The sequence below is a fragment of the Nocardia sp. NPDC003269 genome, from assembly GCF_042888005.1.
In the GTDB taxonomy this organism is placed as follows: domain Bacteria; phylum Actinomycetota; class Actinomycetes; order Mycobacteriales; family Mycobacteriaceae; genus Nocardia.
Genome location: NZ_JBIAPA010000001.1, coordinates 2,200,901 through 2,224,034, shown reverse-complemented (window position 1 = coordinate 2,224,034; position 23,134 = coordinate 2,200,901). Strand labels below are relative to the sequence as shown.

The following is a 23,134-nucleotide window of genomic DNA, read 5'->3' as shown; positions in this document are numbered from 1 at the left end:
CGGTCCACGTCGCCGCGCATCGGAAGCCTTCCGGTGCGCGGCGCTGTCGTGTCGCTCAGGCGATGACGGACATCGCGATGCCGTCGAGGATGTCGTGCTCGCTGACGATCAGCTCGGAAACGCCCGCGCGCCTGGCCAATTCGTCGGCCAGCACCTCGGTGATGACGGCGCCGCCGCCGATGACGTCGACCCGGCCGGGGTGCATGGGGCCCAGCGCCGCGCGCTCGTCGTGGTTCATGGCGATCAGGCGGTCGCACACCTGGTGCACCTCGGCCAGGCTCAGCCGGGTCAGGTGGACCCGGGTCGAGTCGTATTCGGGCAGGTCCAGCGCGACGGCGGTGATGGTGGTCATGGTGCCCGCGACACCGACCCAGGTGTGCACCCGGTCCACCGGAACCTTCGCGAACGCCTCGTCGAGCTTGGTCTGCGCGAATTCCCGCGCCGCGTCGACCTGTTCGGGCGTCGGCGGATTGCCGGGCAGACAGCGTTCGGTGATCCGCACGCAGCCGATGTCGGCGGAGTAGGCCGCCTGCACGCCGTCGCCGTCGCCGACGACCAGTTCGGTGGAGCCACCACCCAGGTCGACCACCACGAACGGCCCGGCGTCGGCGGACAGTTCGCCGACCGCGCCGGCGAAGGACAGCCGCGCCTCCTCGTCGCCGGTGATCACCTCGGCGACCGCGCCCGGCACCACCCGGCCCAGCTCGGCGCGGGTCATGTCGAAGAAGTCGTCGCGGTTGGCGGCATCGCGGGTGGCGGAGGTGGCGACCATGCGCACCCGGGAAACGCCCTGGGCGAGCATCACATCGACGTAGTCGGCCAGCGCGACGCGCGTGCGCTCGATCGCCTCGGGCGCGAGCCTGCCGGTCGCGTCGACCCCCTGGCCGAGCCGCACGATGCGCATCTCCCGGTGCACGTCGGTGAGGCCGCCGTCGGCGCCGACCTCGGAGATCAGCAGACGAATCGAGTTGGTACCGCAGTCCACCGCGGCGATGCGCTCGGTCATGATGTTCCTCCTGGTCGGCCCGATCGCCCGGCGCCGGTGCGAATCCGGCGCCACGCGCTGTCCGCGATTATGCCGATTCTTCGGGCGTGCGTGCGGCGGGCCAGTCGGCGGGGATGGCGGTGCCGCGCAGGCCCGCGTCGGCGGCCAGGGCGACGGCCTCGTCGCCGAAGGGGTTCAGGCCGGGGCCCTTGGCCAGCGAGTGCGCGATCAGCACGTGCAGGCACTTCACCCGGTCGGGCATGCCGCCGCCGGTGAAATCGGTACCGAGCGATTCGATCTCGTCGCGTTCGGCCAGGTAGCTCTCGTGCGCGGCGCGGTAGGCCGCGGCCAGCTCGGGATCGGCGGCGAGACGTTCGGTCATCTCGCGCATCACCCCGGCGGATTCCTGCCTGCTCGCCTCGGCGGTCAGCCGGGGGTCGGTCAGGTAGTACAGGGTGGGGAACGGGGTGCCGTCGGGCAGCCGCGGCGCGGTCTTCACCACGGCGGGCAGGCCGTCGGGGGTGCGGTAGGCGACGGCGAGGACACCGCGCGGCTCGCGGCCCAGCTGCTGGGCGATGATCTCGAGGTCGCGCTCGTTCGGTGCGGTCACCTTGGTCCTTCCGGGGCCGGTTCGGAGATGCTGCGCCACAGGTCGGTGTACCAGGGGTCGGGCGCCGCTGTTCGGGTGCTCATCGGCGGCGGCGCCGGTGCTTCGATGCCGGGGATCTGCACGATGTAGGGGGTTTCGCCGGGCATCACCAGACGCAACCGGTCGCGGGCCTCGGAGCGGATGTAGGCCGGGTCCTGCTGCTGGGCCCGGCGATCACGCAGGGCCGCCAGGTCGGCGTCGAGTTCCGCGCGCTGCTGGGCCAGCGCGGCCGCCTCGGCCCGCTGACTGAAGTAGGTGCGGGTCGGTACGGCCAGGGTCAGCGCCAGGCCGCACAGCACGGCCGCGAGGATCACCGCCTTGCCGGTCGAGAGACCGAGGATGGTGTGCTCGCTGCGTTCGAGCCTGCCGCTGGTCTTGCGCTTGCCCGTGGTCGCGCCGGTGGCGGACTCGGGACGGCGCCGGGTGGTGCGTTTGGCCGCGGCGGGGCGGCCGGGGGCGTCGAGATGACTGGGGCGGGAGCGCGCGGCCCGCGACGTGCGGCGGTCGCCTCGTCCACCCGGACTGGTTCCACGCGCACGTCGCTCGGTCATTCGCTACCGCCCCGTCATCTCACTGCCTGTCTTGCGGTACTGCTACTGCTCAGAAAACGCCGGTGAAGCGCGGGAAGGCCACGTCACCCGCGTAACGCGCCGAGTCGCCGAGGGCGTCCTCGATGCGCAGCAGCTGGTTGTACTTGGCGACCCGCTCGGAACGGGCGGGGGCGCCGGTCTTGATCTGGCCCGAGCCCACCGCGACCGCGAGGTCGGCGATGGTGGTGTCCTCGGTCTCGCCCGAACGGTGCGACATCATGGTCTTGTACCCGTTGCGGTGCGCCAGCTCGACGGCGTCGAGGGTCTCGGTCAGGGTGCCGATCTGGTTGACCTTCACCAGCAGCGCGTTGGCCGCGCCCTTGGCGATGCCCTCTTCGAGGCGCTCGGGGTTGGTGACGAACAGGTCGTCGCCGACCAGCTGCACCTTGTCGCCGATGGCGTCGGTCAGCGCGACCCAGCCGTCCCAGTCGTCCTCCGACAGCGGGTCCTCGATGGAGACCAGCGGGTACCGGGTGAGCAGGTCGGCGTAGAACTCGCCCATCTCGGCGGCCGTGCGGACCTGGCCCTCGAACTTGTAGCCCTCGCCCGCGGTGTAGAACTCGGTGGCGGCCACGTCGAGCGCGAGCGCGACATCGGTGCCGAGCTTGTAGCCCGCGCGCTCGATGGCGACGCTGATCAGGTCGAGCGCCTCCACGGTGCCCGCGACGTCGGGGGCGAAGCCACCCTCGTCACCGAGGCCGGTGGACAGGCCCTTCTCCTTGAGCACGGCCTTGAGCGAGTGGTACACCTCGGTGCCCCAGCGCAGCGCCTCGCGGAAGGTGGGCGCGCCGATCGGGGCGACCATGAACTCCTGGACATCGACGCCGGTGTCGGCGTGCGCGCCACCGTTGAGGATGTTCATCATCGGCACGGGCAGCACGTGGGCGTTCGGGCCGCCCAGGTAGCGGAACAGTTCCAGGCCCGAGGACTCGGCCGCACCGCGCGCGACGGCCAGCGAGACGCCGAGCAGGGCGTTCGCGCCGAGGCGGGACTTGTCGGGGGTGCCGTCCAGATCCAGCAGGACCTGGTCGACGGTGCGCTGCTCGACGGCGTCGAGGCCGATGATGGCGGGCGCGATCTCGTCGAGGACACCCTCGACGGCCTTGGTGACACCCTTGCCGTTGTAGCGGTCGCCGCCGTCACGCAGCTCGACGGCCTCGTGCTCACCGGTGGACGCGCCGGACGGGACATCCGCCCTGGTCAGGGTGCCGTCGTCGAGGGCGATCTCGACCTCGACAGTGGGATTGCCGCGCGAATCCAGAATCTCGCGCGCTCCGACCTGTTCGATGATGGCCACGAAAACGACTCCTTACGACTGAAGGCACGGTAGGTCTCACGGGATGGGCCGTGCGGTGCCGAGCCTATCGTCTCGGCGTGACGTGGAGTAACCGGCACTCCGGCCGGTCGGTAACTACACCCGGCGGCCGATGCTGTAGGTGGCGGCGCGGTCGCGCACGACCCGCATGTATTTGTTCGACTGGTTGTAGGCGAACAGCGCGCGCTGCCAGCCGTCGGCCGAGGTCAGGTCGCCGCCGCGGACGCACAGGTACCGCGCGGCGGTGAGGGCCGCGTCGTCGATGTTCTGCGGGTCGACGACCCCGTCGCCGTTGGCGTCGACACCCCAGCGCCGCCAGGTCTCGGGGATGAACTGCAGCGGCCCGACCGCGCGGTCGTAGGTGGTGTCGCCGTCGAGGGTGCCGCCGTCGGTGTCGCGGATGTCGGCATTGCCCTTCGTGCCGTCCAGGGCGACCCCGATGATCGCCGGGCGCACCGTCCCGTCGGCGTCGACGCCGGCGCCGCGATGGGTGCCGTGCCCGCTCTCCACGCTGGCGATCCCGGCCAGCGTGGTCCAGGCGATCCCGCATTCGGGCTTGGACCTGGCCAGCACCGCCGCCGCGTACCCGTAGGCCTCCAGCGCCACCGGTTCGATCCCGACCGCCCCCGACTGCTCGTCGGCCCACGCGCGCAACTGCTCGGACGCGCGCCCCGGCGCGTCGACATCGATCGCGGGCAGCGCGGCACCCGGACCGGGCGGCATGTCACCGGGGATCGACGCGAGCGAACTACACCCCGCGAGCAGCGCGGTCACCGCCACGGCGGCGAGCACGCCGACTTTCTGCACAGACACCCCATCCATCATCCAGGTCGGTCGCATCCCTGGCACCTCTCACAGCGACTTCTCAGAGTGGAGTGGGACCGATCGTCGCGCCCTCACCATAGGAAAGCGCCTGGTCAGCCCAGCAGTGCGGCGGTGGCCTGGTGGGCCGGATCAGCGAAAACAGCGGCCGGGCTGCCGGATTCGACCACCCGGCCGTGGTCGAGCACGACCAGTTCGGTGCAGTGCGTCGTGACCAGCGCCATATCGTGGCTGATCAGCACGAGGGCGGTGCCCCGCGCGGCGCGCAGGTGGTCGAGCAGGGTCATGATCGCGGCGGCGGTGGAGCTGTCCAGGGCCGTGGTGATCTCGTCGCAGATCAGTACGGCGGGGTCGGCGGCGAGGGCGCGGGCCAGGGCCACGCGCTGGCGTTGACCGCCGGAGAGTTCGTGCGGATGTCGCGCGGCCAGATCGGTGGGGAGTTCGACGGCGGTGAGCAGGGATTCGACCCGGTCGCGCAGCTCCGCCCTCGGCACGCGGGCGATGCGGAGCAGCGGGCGCGCGAGGGTCTGTTCGACGGTGCGGCGGGGATTCAGTGCGGCGAGCGGGTTCTGGGTGACCAGTTGAATACCCTTGGCCCCCACCTTGATCCGACGTCGACGATCGACAGTTATTCGCGCACCGGCCAATTCGAGCGAACCCGCGCCGACGTGCAGACCCGCGATCACCCGGGCGAGCGTCGTCTTGCCCGCGCCCGACGGTCCGACCACGGCCAGCGCTTCGCCCGCGCGCACGGTGAAGTCGATGCTGGCGAGGATCTCGTGCCCGTCGGCGACCGCGCCGATCCCCTCGACGCGCAGGGTCGGCGGCTCTGCCGCGCCCCCGGCGTCGACCGTGTCTTCCTCGAGTAGGTCCGGCGTCGATTCGCGGTTCGCGCCCGCGACAACGGTCACCGGTGCGGGCGCGCGCCCAGCCGAACGCCCCACCTGATCGGACGGCTGGTCGTGGCGATCGGACGGTGTGCCGGTGTCGCCCACCGGTGCCCGGCCCGGCGGAGACACCTCGATCACGGTGTCGGCGATGGCGTGCACGGTGGCGGTGTCGTGGCCGGAGAGCAGGACGGCGGTGGATTCGCGGGCGGCGACTTCGGCGATGAGGCGGGCGATGTCGGTGCGGAGCGCGCCGTGCAGGCCGGCCAGGGGTTCGTCGAGGAGGAGGACCTGGGGCTTGCGGAGTAGTGCGCGGGCGAGCGCGACGCGGCGCTGCTGGCCGCCGGAGAGGCGGGCGCAGCGGCGGCGCAGGTGCGTGGCGTCGAGGCCGACGAGCGCGAGGGCGGCGTGGCGCTCGGCGTCGGTGGCCGTGGGCGCGGCCTCGGCGAGGAGGGCGCGCACGCGCAGCAGCGGGTTGAGTTCGGAGCCAGGGTCCTGGCCGACGTAGGCGACCCGGGACCGCCGAAACTTCCGCAGCGCACCGGAATCCAACGCGAACACGTCGTGCCCGGCGACCAGCACAGCCCCTTCCTGCCTGGTACCGGCGGGAAGATGACCGAGCAGCGCACGCATCGCGGTCGACTTGCCCGCACCCGACGGCCCGGTCAGCGCGGTCACGGTCCCGGCCTTCAGCCGGAAGGACAACGGCGACACCAACAACGCACCGCTATCGGTGATCACAGTCAGTCCTTCGACTACCGCGGCGTCCCCGGCATCGACCACCGAGATCCCGCAGTCCTCGTGCCGCCGGCCCGTCGGCCGATCCCGACCCCCGGCCCGGGTACGACTCACCACAGCAGGCCTGGCGACACCGGTCGCCGTGTCGGCGGGCCGCGGGGCAGTCACGGATTCAGCGGCCTGGCGATCGGGTTTCCGGGCCATCCCACCGGTGACGACGAGGTTGACGCCGACCGCGACGACCGCGATGGCCGCACTGGGCGCGAGCACCGCCCAGGGGTTCAGCAACAGACCGGAGGCGTTGTCGCGCACCATGTTCGCCCAATTGTCGTCGTCGAGGGCGGGGAGGCCGAGGAAGGAGACGGTACTGACGAGATAGATCGCGACGACGAAACGCAGGCCCAGCTGGGTGGTGAACACCGCGCGCAGGTTCGGCAGGATTTCGCGGAAGACCAGGTGCGGCAGGGACTCTCCGCCGGCGACGGCGGCCTCGATGTAGCCACTGGCCGCGATGGTGGCCGCCGCGGCGGCGAAGATCCGGGCGCAATAGGGGACGCCGAAGAGCAGCGAGACCACAATGAGCGCGGTGACGCCGCCCTGGGGCCACGCGGTGAGAACGAGCAGGATGCCGAGCACGGCCGGGAGCAGGATCACCAGATCGCCGCCCAGCTCGATCACCGCACCCGCCCGCGGGCGAACCGCCGCGATCGCGCCGAGCACCGCCGACAACACGGTGACGACCACCGCGATCACCGCCGAGACCGCCAGCAGCTGGGTGCCGCCGGTCAGCAGATGGCTCAGCACATCCCGCCCGAGCCGATCGGTCCCGAGCACCGCTCCCCCACCCGGCGTGGCGAACGGCATCCCCACCGCTCGCTCCGCCGGGTAGGGCGCGAGCAGTGGCCCCACCACCGCGACGAGCACCACCAGCCCCACCCCGGCCGCCGCCGACCACCGCCACCACCGGGCCGCGCGCATCATCGCGTGCCTCCCGAGGCCCAGGTGCGGACGAAGTCGGCAACCGCGAGCAGCACCATGATGACGATGGCCGTCAGCGCGACGACCGCGGCGACGGTGGCGGTGTCGCGATCGGCGACCGAACCCGCCAGGACCGCACCGACGCCGGGGTAGTTGAACAGTGTTTCCACGACCAATGCGCCGCCGAAGAGCATGCCGACGGAGGTGGCGTAGCCGGCGACGATGGCGGGGGCCGCGAAAGGCAGCATGTGCCGCAGCAGCACGGTGCGGGACGGAAGCCCTTCCAGCACAGCGTTCTCCACGTGCGGCGCGGTGGCGACGTCCTCGAGGGCGGAGCGCACGACCCGCGCGTTCCAGCCGATCTGCGGTATCGCCAAGGCCAGCACCGGCAGGATCAGCATCTCCGGCCCGGCCGGGAACCCCGAGCGATCGGTGATTGTGACGGCGGGCAGCCACCCGGTGGCCAGCGAGAACACCAGGATCAGCAGTGTGCCGCAGACGAATTCGGGCACCGCGACCGCGATCGTGCTGGCCGGTTGCAGCAGGCGCGCGCCGAAGGCCCGCGGGCGCATCGCCCACCAGCAGCCCAGCGCCAGCGACACCGAGACGGTGAGCGCCAGCGCGATACCGCCGAGCACCAGGGTCTGCGGGAACTTGTCCGCCAGCAGGTCCCCGACCGAGTTGCCGCGCGCGGTCTGCCCGAAGTCCCCGGTCAGCACGCCGGAGAGCCAGTGCCAGAACTGCACCGGGAGCGCGCGGTCCAGGCCGAGTTCGTGTTCCTTCGCGGCCAGTTCGCCCTGCCCGGCGTCGCGGCCGAGCGCCGAGGAGGCCGCGCTGCCGGGCAGCAGGTCCACCGCGACGAACACGATGGCCAGCAGTGCCACGAGCAGCGCGATCCGCCGGAGCAGCGGCAGGGCGAAGGTCCGCACGGCGCTCACGCCAGCCAGGCGCGTTCCAGCTGCACGCGGGCGAAGCCGCCGAGCGTCGGCAGGCCACGCACCGGCGCGGCGGCGATGTCGACGCCGTCGGCCATGCCCCACACCAGATAGCCGCCACGCTCGAATTCGATGCGCTGGATATCGCGGCAGGACTTCGTGTAGTCGTCACCGGAGGACGCCAGCGCCTTGGCGGTCGCGGCATCGAATTCCGGGTCGCGGAAGGCGGTTTCGTTGCGGTTTGTCGCCGAGGTCATCAGCTTGTCGGCGAAGAACAGCACCGAGTCGTTGGTGCCCCACGACACCGTGTAGAGCGGGGCGGTGAGCCAGGTCGTGTCGTAGAAGGCGGCGGGTTCGACCACCTGCACGTCGAGCCGGACGCCGATGTCGGCGAGCTGAGCGGCGATCACCTTCGCCGACTCGACCTCGCCCGGCACCTCGGCCTTGGTGACGAAGGGGTAGCTGCGCCCGGTGTCGAAATTCGCCTCGCGCAGCAGGGTCTTGGCCCGCTCGACGTCACGGTCGCGCCGCGCGAGCGCGGTGTCGTAGAGCGGGTCGGCGGTGCCGAGGATGTCGGCGGCGACGGTGCCGTAGCCGGAGTGCACCTGGTTGACCAGCGCGGTCCGGTCGACGCCGAGCCGCAGCGCGGTGCGCACGCGCGCGTCGGCGAACGGCCCGTCGGCCGCGCGCATGGCCACGCCGAGCATGGTGTCGTTCGCGCGCCGGACCACCTGCAGGTCACCGCGGCTCGCGGCGGTGCGGCCCGCGATCGCGCCGACATTGGAGGCGAGGTCGATCTGCCCGGCCAGCGCGGCGTTGCCGAGCGCGGTGACGCTGTCGAACATGGTCACCTCGATCGCGTCGAGCAGCGGCGGGGTGCCGTGCCACTGCTCGTTGCGGACCAGCCGGGCATTGCCGCCCTGGTAGGACTCGAGCCGGAACGGGCCGGTGCCGATGGCGGCGGCGAAGTCGGTGGTGCCCTGCGGCACGGTGAAGGTCATCAGCCGGAGCAGCAGCGGCAGCTGGGTATTGGGCGCGGCGAGGGTGAACACGACGCGGTTCGGCCCGTCGGCGACGATGTCGTTCTCGGCGACCGGCATCTTCGACGCCCCGCCGACCGAGCGCAGCCGCCGCATCGACCACACCACGTCGTCGGCGGTGACGGGCGCGCCGTTGTGGAACTTCGCGCCCTCGGCGATGGTGAACGTCCAGCGACGGTTGTCGGCGGAGGGTTCCCAGCGCGTGGCCAGGCGGGGCGCGACGGTCGGGTCGGCGCCGGGGACGGTCAGCGCGTCGTAGACGAGCGAGGCGATCAGGAAGTCGCTGTCGTTGCTGAGGTTGGCGTGCGGATCGCGTTCGATGCGGGCGGCCGTACCGAGCGCGCCGACGCGCAGTGTGCCGCCCGGCTTTGCGGGGCCGTCGGCCTCGTCGTCGCTCGTGCACGCGGCCACCAGCAGTAGTGCGGTGACGCCGAGCCCGGATTGCAGGAGCTGCCTGCGCGTGAAACCCATGGTGTTCCTCCCTCGAACCGCGTGCGCCGCACCACTTTTCCTGGCGCCGCAAACTAGGCGAGGCTAGCCTAAAACAGTCGTCGGCTGGGGAGCTTCCCGGCGACCGTCACCGAACCGCAGCACGTCATCCGGACCCCGGATGACGCCCGCTTCGACCGTTCCGGTAGAACTCTGCGTTATATGAATAGGCTATTTCTCAGCCAACACGTTAGGTAAGTCTTGCCTAATTAGAGTACAGGCACTACCTTCGCACTTCGAGTCTGAAGATCACCCGCGTTCGACCGATGCGAAGAAGGGAAGGCCGGTGAAAAGCGTTCTGTCCGAACGTATGACGCTTCACCTGCACGACATCGAAAATCGCGAGCTACCCCCCGACGCCGCCTCGGCCGTCCGTGCGCTCGCCACCGACATCCGGCACCGATTAGGTGACGAACCCCACACCGACACGCTGCACGACCCGGTCCTGCTGGCCCAGGTCGACGAGCGGGTCGGCGAACTGCCCGCCGCCGTGCGCCACGCCGTGCGACCGCCCGCCACCGCGGCGGGCGCCACCGTCGTGCGCGGCCTGCCCGTCGACGACGCCGAGTTCGGCCCGACGCCGCCGCATTGGCAGGCCGCGGCCGCGTCCGCCGCCGATCCCCGGCACACCGGCTCGCTCGATCTGGACATCGCGATGCTGCTGCTGGCGCGGTGCGCGGGCGAACCGTTCGGCTGGGCCGGCCAGCAGAACGGCAGGCTGGTCAACAACATCCTGCCCGCCGTCGGCCACGAGGACGAGCAGTCCGGCGCGAGCAGCTCCACCCTGCTCAGCCCGCACACCGAGGACGCCTTCCACGCCGCGCGCGCCAACCTGCTGATGCTGACCTGCCTGCGCAACCCCGACCGGGTGGCCACCACGGTGTCGTCGGTGCGGCAGGTCCGGCTGGCCGAGGCGGACCTGGCGGCCCTGACCGTGCCGACGCTGCCGATCCTGCCCGACGTGTCCTACGGCACCGGCTTCGATCAGCCCGCCCCCGCGCTGCCGACCGTGTGGTTCGACGAATCCGGCAGTGCCACACTGCGTTACGATCCCGCCTATACCCCGCTCGACGACGCCGACCCGGCGTTCCGGGCGGCTTATGCCCAGCTCACCGCCGAGCTCGCCCGGGTCTGCCACGCGCCCGCGCTCGCTCCCGGGGAGATCCTGCTGGTGGACAACGACGTCGCCGTGCACGGGCGGGTGCCCTTCCGTGCCCGCTACGACGGCACCGATCGCTGGCTCAAGCGGGTCAACATCCGGTTGCCCGAACGTCGCAGGCGCGCGAACGAGTCGTCCGAGAATGGGTATGGGCAAAGGGTGGTCGCGCCGTTCCGGGCGGCCATCGATCGGACGGCAGAGCGGGGCAGCACAGATGAACGAGGATCCGTTGAACAACCGTGACCGGAGCATCCCGCTGCGGGTGCTCTCGCGCAGCGACCTGGCCGACGTACCGATCACCCCCGCCGAGGTGGTCCGGGCCGTGGAGGAGGCGTATCTCGCCTTCGCGGCGGGCGAATCCGACAACCCGCGCAAGCTGAGCGTCGCCGATCCCGGCGGCTCCTCGGTGTCCTACGCGATGCTCGGACGCGACGGCAGGCGCCGGGTGGTGGCCATGAAGACCTCCTACAAGTTCGATCCCGGCCACGACCGCAGCACCAAGCGGTACTACACCACCATCACGCTCTACGACGACACCACCGGCGCGCCCATCGCGATGATGGACTGCGCCAGGGTCGGCGCGTTACGCACGCCGGCGGTCTCGGCGCTGCTGGTGCGCGAGACCGTGCGGCGCGGCGCGGAGAGCGCGCTGCTGATCGGCACCGGCACCCAGGGCCGCAACGCGCTGCCGCATCTGCTGGCGGTGAATCCGCAGCTACGCAAGCTGATGGTGTTCGGCACCCACCCGGAGGGACTGTCGGCCGTGCACGCGCACCTCGCCGACGCGGCGCCGCACGCGCTGCTCGAGGTGGTCGACGATCCGTACGCGGCGGCGGCCAACGCCGACGTGGTGCTGGCGACCGCCGGTCCCGGCACCGAGGTGGCGCTCGAATCCGCCCATCTCGCACCGGGTTCGGTCGCGGTGCTGGTCGGCTACGGGCTCGCGCCGTCGACGCTGGTCGAAGCCGATCGGGTGGTCGCGACCAGCGCCGCGCAGATGGCGCTCACCGGGACCGACATGGTCGGGCCGGACGGCACCCTGCGCAGCGTCGACGCCGAACTGCCGCAGATCCTCACCCGCGGCGCGGCCGCGCGACGCAGCGAGGACGAGAAGATCTTCGTCTACAACAGCGGGCTGGTGCTCACCGATATCGCGGTCGCGCACGCGCTGGCGGCCAGGGCCATCGCCGAGGGACGGGGTGTAGAGGTGCCGTTGTGGGACTGACGGACGACGCGTCCGGTGGCGGCGTCGGTGGTTCGTCCGCCGACGCCGCCGTCCTGCGTCGGGCGGGCCTGCCGCGGCCGGGCGGCATCGCCGATCGAGGCACGGTGCCCACGGCCGATCGGCCGACGCACTGCGCGCCGCCGATGCCCGCCCGGATCAGCGCGGTGGAACAGCGGCTGATCGATGATCCGCAGCTGCTCGGCGAGATCGCGGAGGTCGTCGGCGGGCCGTTCCATGTGCTGTTTCCCGAGCGGGTCGCGATGAATATCAACGCCTTTCACGCGGCGTTCCGCCGGGCCGAGGTCGACGGGTTCGTGTACTTCGGGAAGAAGGCGAACAAGGCGGCGTGCGTGGCCCGCGCCTGTGCCGAGAACGGGGCGGGCATCGATGTCGCCAGTACCGGCGAGCTGATCGCCGCCCTGGCTCAGGGCGTCCGCGGCGAGGACCTGATGGTGACCGGACCCGCGAAGTCCGACGAACTGCTGTGGCTGGCGGCGCGGCACCGGGCACTGATCGCGATCGACGCGCTCGACGAGCTCGATCGCCTGCGTGCCATGGAGCTGCCCGCCCGCATCCTGCTGCGGGTACTGCCCGAGGGATCGGCCAGCCGCTTCGGGCTCGACCCGATCGAGCTGGAACAGGCCGTGCAGGCGGTCGCCGGTCCGATCACGCTGTCCGGCTTCAGCTTCCATCTGTCCGGCTACGACGCCACGGCCCGGGCCGAACAGGCTGTCGCGCTGGTCGGGCACTGTCTGCGAGCACGGGCGGACGGGCACCCGGCCGACACGATCTCGATCGGCGGCGGATTCGGGGTGGACTACCTCGACGCCGACGCGTGGGCGCGATTCCAGGACTCCCTGAGCGAGAGCTGGTTCCACGCCGACCCGCCCACCGGCGGCTACTACCCGTATCACTTCCCGGTGCCCGGCGCGGACATGCTCGCTGCCGTCCTCGCCCACCACGACCTGGCAGGTCTGCTGCGCGACAACGACATCCGGCTCGCGGTCGAACCCGGCCGCGCCCTGCTGGACCGGGCGGGCAGTTCGGTCTTCCGGGTGCAGGGCGTGAAGACCCGGACCGCGCACGGCGCTCCGTACGACATCCTCACCGTCGACGGCACCAGCCTGAGCCTGTCCGAGCAGTGGTTCGCCAGCGAATACCTGCCCGATCCCGTGCTGTGGCCCGCGCACCCCGGCGACCGCACCCCCACCTGTGTCGGCGCCACCACCTGCCTGGAGTCCGACCTGCTGAGCAGGCGGCGCATCCCGCTGCCCCGCCGCGCCCGCGTCGGCGATCTGCTCGTCTACCCGAACACCGCCGGGTACCAGATGGACTCCAACGAGTCCCCGTTCCACGAACTCCCGCTCCCGCCGAAGGTCGTGCTGCGCGCTCGCGGCGACCGGTGGCGCTGGAGTATGGACGCCCGCTGATCCACCCGAGCTCCCAATCCGATGGAGGAACACCCCATGGCTCTCGTCACGCGCGTGACGGATCTGATCGGCCGCACCCCGCTGTTCGAACTCGCCGTCACCGACGCCGGAACCCGGCTGCTGCTCAAGCTCGAACAGTTCAACCCGACCGGCGCCGCCAAGATCAGAATGGCCCGTTCGATGGTGCTCGACGCGGAGCGGCGAGGTTTGCTGCGCGATGGCGGGCATATCATCGAGTCGACGTCCGGGAACACCGGACTCGGCTTGGCGGTGGTCGCGGCCGAACGTGGCTATCGATTCACCGCCGTGGTCGACAACCACGCCTGTAAGGACAAACTGCGCGCGATGCGGGCCATGGGCACCGACCTGGTGTTCGTCGCCGACGACGGTGACGACGAGCTGGCCACCTCGGCACGAGAGGATCTCGCCGAGGCGATGGCGGCCGCCCGCGACGACGCCTACTTCACCGAACAGCACAACAACGACGCCAATGCCGTCGGCTACTACGCGGTGGCCGAGGAGTTGCTGGCCGACGTCGAGCGGGTCGATATCCTGCTGTCCGCGGTCGGCACCGGCGGCTCGCTGTTCGGGACGGCCACCCGGTTGCGCGAACTCGGCGCGCCCGCCCGGGTGATCGGGGTGGAACCGGTCGGCTCCATCGCCTTCGGCGGCGAGGGCGGGCCGTACTGGCAGTCGGGCACGGGCACCCCGCCCGGCGCGACCATCGGCACCGCCGTTGACTACTCCCTGCTCGACGAGGGGGTGAAGGTCAGCGATACCGACGCCTTCGCCACCGCGCGCGCCGTCGCCAGGACACACGGTCTGCTGATCGGCGGTTCCGCGGGCGGTTCGGTGCACAATGCCTTGGCGCGGCTCGAGGAGTTCCCGGCCGGGTCGACCGTGGTGACCATCGTGTGTGACGGTGGCGAGAAGTATCTCGATACCGTGTTCGACGACGACTGGATGGCCGCGCGCGATCTGCTCGACCCCGCCGCCGAATGCGAGGTCACCACCCTGCTGCGCCGCTACTCGCCGCTGCGGCGACACGACGAACTGATGGAGGTCAGGTGAGCGCGAACGCGCGCGGGACGAATCGCGGAGTGGGTGGGTGAGCGCGCGGCCCACCGACAGCAGCGCGCTGGCCCGGCTGGCGACGCCGATCGCGCTCACCCAGCTGGCGCAGATCGCGGTCTCGACCACCAACCTGGCCCTGATGGGCACGCTCGGCGTGCGCGAGGTCGCCGCGGGCGGGCTGGCGCTGGTGCTGTTCAACCAGATCCGCACCATGTGCGTCGGGTTGATCACCGGTACCGGTAACCAGATCGCCGGGGCGATCGGCGCGGCGGGCAAGCGCGGCGACTCCGCCGACGACGAGATCCGCGGCGTGGTGCGCGCGGCGTTCGTCATCGCCACCATCGCGGGCCTGCTCGGCGGGGCCCTGCTGATCGGGCTCGGGTGGATTCTGCCCTGGCTCGGGCAGGACGAGGGCGTGCTCGCGCTCGCCCGGCCGATGATGATCGCGCTGGCGCCCGGTCTGCTGCCCTGCCTGTGGTTCCAGGTGCTGCGGCAGTACACCGTCGGCATGCAGCGCCCGCAGGCGCTGCTGCTGGTGACGCTCGGCTCGGTCGCGCTGAACCTGGTGCTCGCGCTGACCTTCATCCACGGCTGGGCGGGTATCCCCGCGTCCGGCCTGACCGGCGTCGGCATCGCGACCTCGCTGGTCTTCCTGATCACGTTCGGGGTGTTCTGGGCGATGGTCGCCCGCGACGAACGCCTCGGCCCGACCCTGCCGCGCACCCCGTGGCCGGTGCGCTGGTCGATCGTGCGCGAGGAACTGCGCCTCGGCACCCCGATCGCGCTGACCTACGGGTCCGAGGCGGGCATGTTCTCCGTGCTGGCGCTGGTCATGGGCAGTTTCGGGCCCGCCGCGCTGGCCGCGCACAATGTCGTCTACCAGATCATCTACATCGTGTTCCAGGTCGCGATCGGCATCTCGCACGGCGCGTCGATCCTGGTCAGCCATGCCGTCGCGCGCGACGAGTACAGCCACGCCAGGGCACTGGCCTGGCTGGCGCTGCGGCACGCGGGCATCGTCGCCGCGGTCACCGGCGCGGTCTACGTGGTCGCCCCAAACCTGGTGCTCGCCCCGTTCCTGGACTCCGGCGACACCGACACCATCGCGATCGCCCACACCCTGCTACTCATCGGCATCGTCCTGCAATTCTTCGACGCCGCCCAGAACATCGGCACCGGCCTCCTGCGCGGCCTCAAGGAAACCTCGGCGGGCTTCCGCCTGTCCGTGATCGGCTACTGGGGCGTCGGCCTCCCCGCCGCCCTCCTCTTCGCCTTCCCCCTGCATTTGGGCGCGGCAGGGGTCTGGTGGGGCCTCACGGCGGGCCTGGCCACCACCGCGGTGCTGATGCTGCGCAAGTACCTGTCGCTGCTCGACCGGGCGGTTGCCGAACAGCCAAGGCGCGTTCCGGCGACGCAATCGTCCTGACCGAGACTCGGCGGATGTGCGGCGCTCTCAGGTCAACGGGGTGCCGCGCAACCAGCTGGCCATCGTCTCCGCCCGCTCGTTTCGGTTGGCGAGACTGTTCTGGAACCCGGGTACCGCGTACATGAGGACGGCCCCCCGGACGGGATCGCCAGGGAATGTCGTGATGAGATTCCCGGTCTCGGCATCGCGCGTGATTTCCGGCCGGAAGAACTGATAGTTGGTCACGGACAGCCCTTCGACCGAATCGGCGAACTTGGTGTTCGCGGGCAATTTGTCGATGACGCCCTGAACGTCGGCGGGGGTGCGGTACGAGAGCAAGAAGTACGCACAGCATTTTCCGGTACCGCCCAGGCACCGCCACACCGATACCCAGTCCCCGAAGTCGATACCGTGACCGGACATCGCCTTCGGCACGATCACCTTCGATCTCGGCTCACACGAGGTACCGAGGTAACCGGCCTTCGAGTTCGCGTCCGCGGGGATCATCCGAGGAAAAGTGTTCCGTAGGAGCTCCACTGCCTGCTGGGCTTCGGCGGTATCCGCCGGAGTAACCGGCTTCGCTGTCGTCGCCGGCTTCGTGGTCGTGGTCGGGGATGCCGCATCGGCGCGCGAATCGGTCTCCAGCAGGCCGACCACAGCAAGACCGGATCCGACACCGAGGACGACGACCCCCGCGACAGCGAGCGCTACCTGCCATCGGCGAATCCTCACCACCCGCTTGGGCTCGCGGGCTGTCGATCGCGGCGTTCGCGGTCTGACCACGGGGTCGGTCGGTGCAGCGGCTCGCGGCAGCCCCTCGATCGTCGCGCGGACAGCCGACCTCGGCACGTCCACGGTGGCGGCGACAGCGGCCGCGAAGTCCCGACAGGACGGGAAGCGCTCCTCCGGTCGCTTGGCCAGCGCACGGCTGAGCACCGCGTCGAGACCCTGCGGCAAATCGGGTCGACAGGTACTCGGTGTGGGTGGGGCGAGGTGCAGATGGCCGGTGATCGTGGCGACCGGATCACCCGACTCGAAGGGAGTCCGGCCGGTCAGTATCCGGAACAGCGTGCACGCCAGCGAGTACTGGTCGGCTCTCCCGTCCAACGGCGAACCGACGAGCTGCTCCGGCGAGGCGTAGGCGAGGGTCGCGTTGATCGTCCCGGTCACGGTCAGCTGACTGGCGTCGCTACCCGCGCGGGCGATCCCGAAGTCGGAAAGAAGGGCGCGTTCGACAACGCCATCCAGGGTGGTCAGCAAGATATTGGCCGGTTTGATGTCTCGGTGGAGCACACCCATACCGTGTGCGTAATCGAGCGCGTCAGCGATATCGGAGATGATGCGCGCGGCCCGGTGCAGCGGGAGATCGGGGGCCCGCAGCTTGCTCGCGTCCGTCCCTTCCACGTAGCGCATGCTGATCCACGGCTGTCCGTCCACCGAACCACGATCGAACACGGTGACGATGCCGGGATGGTCCAGCGCCGCGATCAACTCGGCTTCGCGTTCGAACCTGCGCAACGACTCGCTGTCCGCGACGAGATCGCGGGCGAGCAGTTTCAGGGCGACGGTGCGCGGCAGGCGTGGATGCCGCGCGAGATACACCGTGCCCATCCCGCCACGACCCAGCTCCCGAAGGATCGTGTACCCGGCGAAAACACTGCCCTCTTCCAAGATCCGCCCCTCCCCGCAGCACAAACCGGGCCCACCGAGGTGCGGTGGGCCCGGTCGAAGAGTACCCGTCAGATATTGACGCCGTAGTCCCTGGCGATGCCTGCCAAGCCGGAGGCATAACCCTGGCCGATGGCGCGGAACTTCCACTCGGCGTTGTGGCGGTAGAGCTCGCCGAAGACCATGGCGGTCTCGGTGGAGGCGTCTTCGGAGAGGTCGTAGCGGGCCAGTTCGACGCCGGTGACGGCGTCGGTGACGCGGATGTAGGCGTTGCGGATCTGGCCGAAGGACTGGCCGCGGGCCTGGGCGTCGTGGATCGAGACCGGGAAGAAGATGTTGGTGATCGTCGGCGGGGTGGCCGCCAGGTCGACGTTGATCACCTCGTCGTCGCCGTCGCCGGCACCGGTCAGGTTGTCGCCGGTGTGCTCGATCGTGCCTTCCGGCGAGCGCAGGTTGTTGTAGAAGATGAAGTGCTGGTCGGAGAGCACCTTCAGGTTGGCGCCGGTCGCCAGCGCGCTGGCGTCGAGGTCGTGGTCGGCGCCGGTCGTGGTGCGCACGTCCCAGCCCAGACCCACCGCGACCTTGGTGAGATTGTCGGTCTGCTTCGACAGCGAGACATTGCCGCCCTTGGCGAGTGTGACGCTCATGGAAACCCTTCTATCTGATGATGTGTGTCAGTGCCCGTCCTCGGCCCAGGTCCGCAACGTCTCGACCCGGCCCTCCAGTGCGCGCAGTTCGGAGTCGTCGAGCACGGTGCGCTGGATGCCCCGGTCCACCGCGAAGGCCGACTGCCGGTGGTCGTCGATCACCTCGACATCGAGCTGCACGGCGGTGTAGTCCTCGGCCGACGGCATCTGCTCGGCGATCACCGACGCCCGCCCGCGCGCGCACAGCGCGACATTGCCGCCGCCCAGGATCAGCAGGGCGACCTCCGGCCGCGCCCGCAGCCTGGCCAGCGAGCCGCGATCGGACTTCAGGCTGATCAGGATTCGCCGGTCGCCGGCGCGCACCGGCCACGAGACGGGAATCGCGTGCGGCGCCGGATCGGTCGTGACCAGCACGGCGATCGTCTCCTGCGGCCACACCGGCAACACGTCGAGCTCGGGATGATCGGTCACGTAGTCCTGTTCCGCCGGATCCACTTCTGTTGCCATCTACCTCACCTCGACGATCGTCGGACATCACCGCGCCCACCGCGAACGGCGGGCCACCTCCGAGTCTAAATCGGTGTGCCACTTGCTCGCTGGCTCGCGCCGGATTGTCCGGCAGCTCTCAGCAACGTCTCAGCCGCCACCTGGGCGAACTGTCCGATTAACTGACCGATAACTCTTCCGGCCAGTACGCGCGCCACTCCGCCGCCGTCAGCGCGGCCCGCTCGCCCCGCGCGGCTTCGGCCGCGTCCTCGGCGGCGCGGATCGCGGCGGCGAAATCGATGGTGGCCTTGCGCAGTCGTTCCTCGGCGGAATCGGGGCCGCCGAGCTCGATCACGCGCAGCGCCGCTGGCACCAGATCCTCGGGCAGACCGGCCCTGGCGCTGCGCGCGCGCACCTTCTCGGCCAGGGCGAGCGCGGGCTGGGCCATGGCGATGCCGTCCAGGCAGGACCGCCGCGACTTCTCCGCGGATTTGCGTTCCTCCCAGGCCTTTTCCTGCGCGGCGATCTTGTCGGCCACCGAGGTGCCCGCGGGCAGATCGGCGTCGATCAGGTGCGGACTGCGGTGCACGAGCTTGCCCACCAGCGTCGCCGCCACCTCGTCGACGGTGAATTCGCCCGCGGCTTCGGCGATCCGGGAGTGGAACAGCACCTGCAGCAGCAGGTCGCCGAGCTCCTCCTTGATCGTCTCGTAGTCGCCCGCCTGGATGGCGTCGAGCAGTTCGTAGGTCTCCTCGAGCAGGTACGGGCGCAGCGAGTCGTGGGTCTGAGTGGTCTCCCAGCCGCCGAAATGCCAGAGCCGGTCCATCACCTCGACCGCACCCGCCAGCCCGGCCGCGACCACCGCGGTGTCGGCCGCCTCCTGCGCGCCGTCGGCCATCAGACCGGCGTCGCTTCGGTCGGCACCGAAAGATCCACCATGCCCTGGGGTTTCCCGTCGAGCGCGAGCAGCAGATCGGCGACGAACTGCAGCACGGCCACATCGCGCACCCGGTCGGCGCCGACGCTGTCGGTGACCCGCGGCAGCGGCAGCTGCACCAGGCCGCTGGCCGCGCGGTAGGTGGCGCTCGGGTAGAGCCGCTTGAGCCGGAGCTGTTTGGAATCGGGCAGCGTCAGCGGGGCGATCTTGAGTGTCGTTCCGGTGACCACGATCTCGGCCACGTCGTAGGCGCGAGCCAGCAGCCGCAGCTTGGCGACCGAGACGAGCCTGCCCACCTCCACCGGCAGCGGGCCGTACCGGTCGACGAGTTCCTCCACCACCGCGGCCAGCGCGGCGTCGTCCTGCGCGGCGGCGAGCTTGCGGTAGGCCTCGAGCCGCAGCCGGTCGCTGGCGACGTAGTCGGGCGGGATGTGCGCGTCCACCGGCAGGTCGATGCGCACCTCCTTGGTCTCCTCGGTGACGATCGGCTTGCCGTCGGCGGCCGCCCGATAGGCCTCGACGGCCTCGCCGACCAGCCGCACGTACAGGTCGAAGCCGACGCCGGCGACATGGCCGGACTGCTCGGCGCCGAGCACGTTGCCCGCGCCGCGGATCTCGAGGTCCTTCATGGCCACGGCCATACCGGCGCCCAGGTCCGAGTTCTGCGCGATAGTGGCGAGCCGGTCGTAGGCGGTCTCGGTGAGCGGCTTCTCCGGCGGGTACAGGAAGTAGGCGTAGCCGCGTTCACGGGAGCGGCCGACGCGGCCACGCAGCTGGTGCAGCTGCGAGAGGCCGAGCGAGTCGGCGCGTTCCACGATCAGGGTGTTGGCGTTGGAGATGTCGAGGCCGGTCTCGATGATCGTGGTGCAGACCAGCACGTCGTATTCGCGCTGCCAGAAGCCCTGCACGGTGCGCTCGAGCTGGTCCTCGTTCATCTGCCCGTGCGCGACGACCACCCTGGCCTCGGGCACCAGCTCACGAATCTTCTTGGCCGCCTTGTCGATCGAGGAGACCCGGTTGTGCACGTAGAAGACCTGGCCGTCGCGCATCAGCTCGCGGCGGATGGCGGCGGTGACCTGCTTGTCGTTGTAGGCGCCGACGTAGGTGAGCACCGGGTGCCGTTCCTCGGGCGGGGTGAGGATGGTCGACATCTCGCGGATGCCGGCCAGGCTCATCTCCAGGGTGCGCGGGATCGGCGTGGCCGACATGGTGAGCACGTCGACGTGGGTGCGCAGCGCCTTGATGTGCTCCTTGTGCTCGACGCCGAAGCGCTGCTCCTCGTCGACGATGACCAGGCCGAGGTCCTTCCAGCGCACGCCGGTCTGCAGCAGCCGGTGCGTGCCGACGACGATGTCGACCTCGCCCTCGGCCATTCCGGCCATGATCTCCTTGGACTCGGCCGCGTCGGTGAACCGCGACAGGCCCTTCACCGTCACCGGGAAGCCGGCGACCCGCTCGGTGAACGTCTGCAGATGCTGCTGGGCCAGCAGCGTCGTCGGCACCAGCACGACGACCTGCTTGCCGTCCTGGACCGCCTTGAACGCGGCGCGCACCGCGATCTCGGTCTTGCCGTAGCCGACGTCGCCGCACACCACGCGGTCCATCGGGACCGCCTTCTCCATATCGGCCTTGACGTCGGTGATGGCGGTCATCTGGTCGACGGTCTCGGTGAACGCGAACGCGTCCTCCATCTCCTGCTGCCACGGTGTGTCCGGGGCGAAGGCGTGACCCGGCGCGGCCTGCCGGGCCGCGTAGAGCTGCACCAGCTCACCGGCGATCTCGCGAACGGCCTTGCGCGCCTTGCGTTTCGTGTTCGCCCAGTCGGACCCGCCGAGCTTGGACAGGCTGGGCAGTTCGCCGCCGACGTAGCGGGAGAGCTGATCGAGCGATTCCATCGGCACGAACAGCCGGTCGCCGGGCTGACCGCGCTTGCTCGGCGCGTACTCGATGACCAGGTACTCGCGGCGCGCGCCGCCGATCGTGCGCTCGATCATCTCGACGAAGCGGCCGATGCCGTGCTGGTCGTGCACCACCATGTCGCCCGCCGACAGCGCCAGCGGATCGACCTGGTTGCGGCGCTTGGCGGGCAGCCGCTTGCCCTCGGTGGGGGCGGTGACCCGGTTGCCGGTGAGGTCGGACTCGGCGACGACGACCAGCCCGGCGTCGTCGAAGATCAGGCCGTCGTGCAGCGACCCGCAGAGCACCCCGACCACACCCGATTCCGGCACCGCGCCCGCCGCCAGCGCGGCCGCGGGCACCTCGGCGTCGGCGAGGCGTTCCAGGATGCGTTGCGCCGTACCGTGTCCGGTGACCACGACGACGGCGCGGCCGCCGGTGGCGACGTGCGCGCGCAGCGAGGCGAAGATGGTGGCGACCAGTTCCTCGGAACCGCGCGCGGTCGGACCGGCCAGCACGGGCAGGTTCACCTCGACCGGATCGCCGGAGCTGAGCGGGCTCAGCGACCACCACGGCAGCCCGAGTTCGTCGGCGCTGGTGTGCAATTCCGGCAGGGTGCGGTAGCCGGAGGCGGCCAGGTCCAGACCGTGCGCGCCCAGCGGCGCGTCGCTGCCGAACGAGGCCGCGGTCCAGGAGGCTTCGAGGAATTCCTCGCCGGTGCGCACGAGATCGGCGGCGCGGGTGCGGATCTTCTCCGGATCGCACAGCAGCAGGTGGGTGCCCGCGGGCAGGGCCTCGGTGAGCAGGCTCAGCTTGCCGGGTGCGAGGACCGGCAGCAGCGCCTCCATGCCGTCGACCGGGATGCCCTCGGCGATCTTGTCCAGCATCTCGACCAGGGCGGCGTCGGCGGCGTTGTCGGCCGCGACGGCGGCGGCGCGTTCCCGCACCGGCACGGTGAGCAGCAGTTCCCGGCACGGCGGCGCGACCACGGTGTCGACGGTGTGCTCGCCCAGCGAGCGCTGGTCGGCCACCGAGAACGGGCGCAGCTCGGTGATCTCGTCGCCCCAGAACTCCACGCGCACCGGATGATCGGCGGTCGGCGGGAACAGGTCGAGGATGCCGCCGCGGACCGCGAACTCACCGCGCTTGCCGACCATGTCGACCCGGGTGTAGGCGAATTCGACCAGGCGGGTGAGTAATTCGTCGAAGTCGTAGTCGGCGCCGGTGCGCAGCACGATCGGTTCGATGTCGCCGAGGCCCGCCGTCATCGGCTGCATCAGCGAGCGCACGGTGGTCACCACCACGCGCAGCGGCTCGGGGTAGACCGGGTCGTCGGGATGGGCCAGCCTGCGCAGCACCTCGAGCCTGCGGCCCACGGTGTCGGGGCCGGGCGAGAGCCGCTCGTGCGGCAGCGTCTCCCAGGACGGGAACATCGCGACCGAGGGACCGAGGATCTCGGCCAGCTCGACGGTGAGGTCGTCGGCCTCGCGGCCGGTGGCGGTGACCACCACCAGCGGCTGCTGGGCCGCGATCGTCGCGGCGACGAACGGTCGCACGGCCGACGGCGCGACCAGCTCCACCCCGGACTTGCCGACCAGGTCGGCAACCGTCCGCAGTGCGGCGTCACCCCCAGCCGCCTCGGCCAGACCGGCGAGCGGAGGACGAAGGGAGGACATGAACGCTCCTGAATACGCAGACGGGATGTTCCGGGTCGAGTCTAATCACCGGCCCCGACACGATCGGCGCACACCTCCTGACCGGCCCGGGTGCGCTCGGGCG

General features: G+C 70.8%; 18 protein-coding genes. 5 read left to right on the top strand and 13 right to left on the bottom strand.

What is annotated here, in order from left to right:
* Positions 1-55: 55 nt before the first annotated feature.
* From ACFYWJ_RS10180 to ACFYWJ_RS10145, 8 genes are all read right to left on the bottom strand, one after another.
* A complete protein-coding gene (locus ACFYWJ_RS10180) occupies positions 56-1,006 on the bottom strand; it encodes a Ppx/GppA phosphatase family protein (RefSeq protein ID WP_355273284.1) in 951 nt (316 codons plus the stop codon).
* 67 nt (positions 1,007-1,073) lie between these two features.
* Positions 1,074-1,595: a DUF501 domain-containing protein gene (locus ACFYWJ_RS10175; RefSeq protein WP_355273287.1), complete on the bottom strand. Its 522-nt coding sequence runs from the start codon at positions 1,593-1,595 to the stop codon at positions 1,074-1,076.
* The gene (locus tag ACFYWJ_RS10170) at positions 1,592-2,185 is read right to left on the bottom strand and encodes a septum formation initiator family protein (RefSeq protein ID WP_355273290.1); all 594 of its coding nucleotides are present in this window, start codon (positions 2,183-2,185) and stop codon (positions 1,592-1,594) included. Before ACFYWJ_RS10170 ends, ACFYWJ_RS10175 begins: the two co-directional genes overlap by 4 nt.
* Positions 2,186-2,234: 49 nt before the next feature.
* Complete coding sequence (gene eno, locus ACFYWJ_RS10165) at positions 2,235-3,521, bottom strand: phosphopyruvate hydratase (RefSeq protein ID WP_355273293.1); 1,287 nt, start codon at positions 3,519-3,521, stop codon at positions 2,235-2,237.
* Positions 3,522-3,635: 114 nt separating this feature from the next.
* Positions 3,636-4,361 carry a lytic murein transglycosylase gene (locus ACFYWJ_RS10160; protein WP_355274605.1) on the bottom strand — a complete coding sequence of 242 codons (726 nt, stop codon included), beginning with the start codon at positions 4,359-4,361 and terminating at the stop codon, positions 3,636-3,638.
* 95 nt (positions 4,362-4,456) lie between these two features.
* Positions 4,457-6,967 carry an ATP-binding cassette domain-containing protein gene (locus ACFYWJ_RS10155; RefSeq protein WP_355273295.1) on the bottom strand — a complete coding sequence of 837 codons (2,511 nt, stop codon included), beginning with the start codon at positions 6,965-6,967 and terminating at the stop codon, positions 4,457-4,459.
* Positions 6,964-7,902: an ABC transporter permease gene (locus ACFYWJ_RS10150; protein ID WP_355273298.1), complete on the bottom strand. Its 939-nt coding sequence runs from the start codon at positions 7,900-7,902 to the stop codon at positions 6,964-6,966. Before ACFYWJ_RS10150 ends, ACFYWJ_RS10155 begins: the two co-directional genes overlap by 4 nt.
* Positions 7,899-9,410, bottom strand: a complete 1,512-nt coding sequence (locus tag ACFYWJ_RS10145) for an ABC transporter substrate-binding protein (RefSeq protein ID WP_355273301.1) — start codon at positions 9,408-9,410, stop codon at positions 7,899-7,901. The genes ACFYWJ_RS10150 and ACFYWJ_RS10145 overlap by 4 nt, the downstream gene beginning before the upstream one ends.
* 328 nt (positions 9,411-9,738) lie before the next feature.
* On the opposite strand from ACFYWJ_RS10145, the gene ACFYWJ_RS10140 reads away from it, so the two are divergent.
* The 5 genes from ACFYWJ_RS10140 to ACFYWJ_RS10120 are packed head-to-tail and all read left to right on the top strand — an operon-like array spanning position 9,739 to position 15,742.
* Positions 9,739-10,830 carry a TauD/TfdA family dioxygenase gene (locus tag ACFYWJ_RS10140; RefSeq protein WP_355273303.1) on the top strand — a complete coding sequence of 364 codons (1,092 nt, stop codon included), beginning with the start codon at positions 9,739-9,741 and terminating at the stop codon, positions 10,828-10,830.
* Positions 10,802-11,812: an ornithine cyclodeaminase family protein gene (locus ACFYWJ_RS10135; protein ID WP_355273306.1), complete on the top strand. Its 1,011-nt coding sequence runs from the start codon at positions 10,802-10,804 to the stop codon at positions 11,810-11,812. Before ACFYWJ_RS10140 ends, ACFYWJ_RS10135 begins: the two co-directional genes overlap by 29 nt.
* Positions 11,803-13,242: a Y4yA family PLP-dependent enzyme gene (locus tag ACFYWJ_RS10130; protein WP_355273309.1), complete on the top strand. Its 1,440-nt coding sequence runs from the start codon at positions 11,803-11,805 to the stop codon at positions 13,240-13,242. The genes ACFYWJ_RS10135 and ACFYWJ_RS10130 overlap by 10 nt, the downstream gene beginning before the upstream one ends.
* A gap of 36 nt (positions 13,243-13,278) precedes the next feature.
* Positions 13,279-14,313, top strand: a complete 1,035-nt coding sequence (locus tag ACFYWJ_RS10125) for a cysteine synthase family protein (RefSeq protein ID WP_355273312.1) — start codon at positions 13,279-13,281, stop codon at positions 14,311-14,313.
* A 37-nt stretch (positions 14,314-14,350) separates the two neighbouring features.
* Positions 14,351-15,742: an MATE family efflux transporter gene (locus tag ACFYWJ_RS10120; protein WP_355273315.1), complete on the top strand. Its 1,392-nt coding sequence runs from the start codon at positions 14,351-14,353 to the stop codon at positions 15,740-15,742.
* 27 nt (positions 15,743-15,769) lie between these two features.
* Here ACFYWJ_RS10120 and ACFYWJ_RS10115 read toward each other — a convergent pair whose 3' ends face one another.
* The 5 genes from ACFYWJ_RS10115 to mfd form a co-directional block, all read right to left on the bottom strand.
* On the bottom strand, positions 15,770-17,392 hold the full coding sequence (locus ACFYWJ_RS10115) for a serine/threonine-protein kinase (RefSeq protein ID WP_387164609.1): 1,623 nt from the start codon (positions 17,390-17,392) through the stop codon (positions 15,770-15,772).
* Positions 17,393-17,460: 68 nt separating this feature from the next.
* A complete protein-coding gene (locus ACFYWJ_RS10110) occupies positions 17,461-18,036 on the bottom strand; it encodes a TerD family protein (protein ID WP_355273318.1) in 576 nt (191 codons plus the stop codon).
* Between the two features lie 27 nt (positions 18,037-18,063).
* On the bottom strand, positions 18,064-18,543 hold the full coding sequence (locus ACFYWJ_RS10105; RefSeq protein WP_355273321.1) for a hypothetical protein: 480 nt from the start codon (positions 18,541-18,543) through the stop codon (positions 18,064-18,066).
* Positions 18,544-18,700: 157 nt separating this feature from the next.
* Entirely contained in the window at positions 18,701-19,420 is a 720-nt protein-coding gene (locus ACFYWJ_RS10100) for a MazG family protein (protein WP_355273323.1), read from the bottom strand.
* Positions 19,420-23,031 carry a transcription-repair coupling factor gene (mfd, locus tag ACFYWJ_RS10095; protein ID WP_355273325.1) on the bottom strand — a complete coding sequence of 1,204 codons (3,612 nt, stop codon included), beginning with the start codon at positions 23,029-23,031 and terminating at the stop codon, positions 19,420-19,422. Before mfd ends, ACFYWJ_RS10100 begins: the two co-directional genes overlap by 1 nt.
* Positions 23,032-23,134: the final 103 nt, after the last annotated feature.

Bases quoted from the DNA above. Each gene is read 5' to 3' on its own strand.
- ACFYWJ_RS10170 (WP_355273290.1), bottom strand. From the start codon at position 2,185: ATGACCGAGCGACGTGCGCGTGGAACCAGTCCGGGTGGACGAGGCGAC.
- ACFYWJ_RS10135 (WP_355273306.1), top strand. From the start codon at position 10,802: ATGAACGAGGATCCGTTGAACAACCGTGACCGGAGCATCCCGCTGCGG.
- ACFYWJ_RS10155 (WP_355273295.1), bottom strand. From the start codon at position 6,967: ATGATGCGCGCGGCCCGGTGGTGGCGGTGGTCGGCGGCGGCCGGGGTG.
- ACFYWJ_RS10100 (WP_355273323.1), bottom strand. From the start codon at position 19,420: ATGGCCGACGGCGCGCAGGAGGCGGCCGACACCGCGGTGGTCGCGGCC.
- ACFYWJ_RS10140 (WP_355273303.1), top strand. From the start codon at position 9,739: ATGACGCTTCACCTGCACGACATCGAAAATCGCGAGCTACCCCCCGAC.
- ACFYWJ_RS10145 (WP_355273301.1), bottom strand. From the start codon at position 9,410: ATGGGTTTCACGCGCAGGCAGCTCCTGCAATCCGGGCTCGGCGTCACC.
- ACFYWJ_RS10125 (WP_355273312.1), top strand. From the start codon at position 13,279: ATGGCTCTCGTCACGCGCGTGACGGATCTGATCGGCCGCACCCCGCTG.
- ACFYWJ_RS10110 (WP_355273318.1), bottom strand. From the start codon at position 18,036: ATGAGCGTCACACTCGCCAAGGGCGGCAATGTCTCGCTGTCGAAGCAG.
- ACFYWJ_RS10105 (WP_355273321.1), bottom strand. From the start codon at position 18,543: ATGGCAACAGAAGTGGATCCGGCGGAACAGGACTACGTGACCGATCAT.
- mfd (WP_355273325.1), bottom strand. From the start codon at position 23,031: ATGTCCTCCCTTCGTCCTCCGCTCGCCGGTCTGGCCGAGGCGGCTGGG.
- ACFYWJ_RS10180 (WP_355273284.1), bottom strand. From the start codon at position 1,006: ATGACCGAGCGCATCGCCGCGGTGGACTGCGGTACCAACTCGATTCGT.
- ACFYWJ_RS10160 (WP_355274605.1), bottom strand. From the start codon at position 4,361: ATGGATGGGGTGTCTGTGCAGAAAGTCGGCGTGCTCGCCGCCGTGGCG.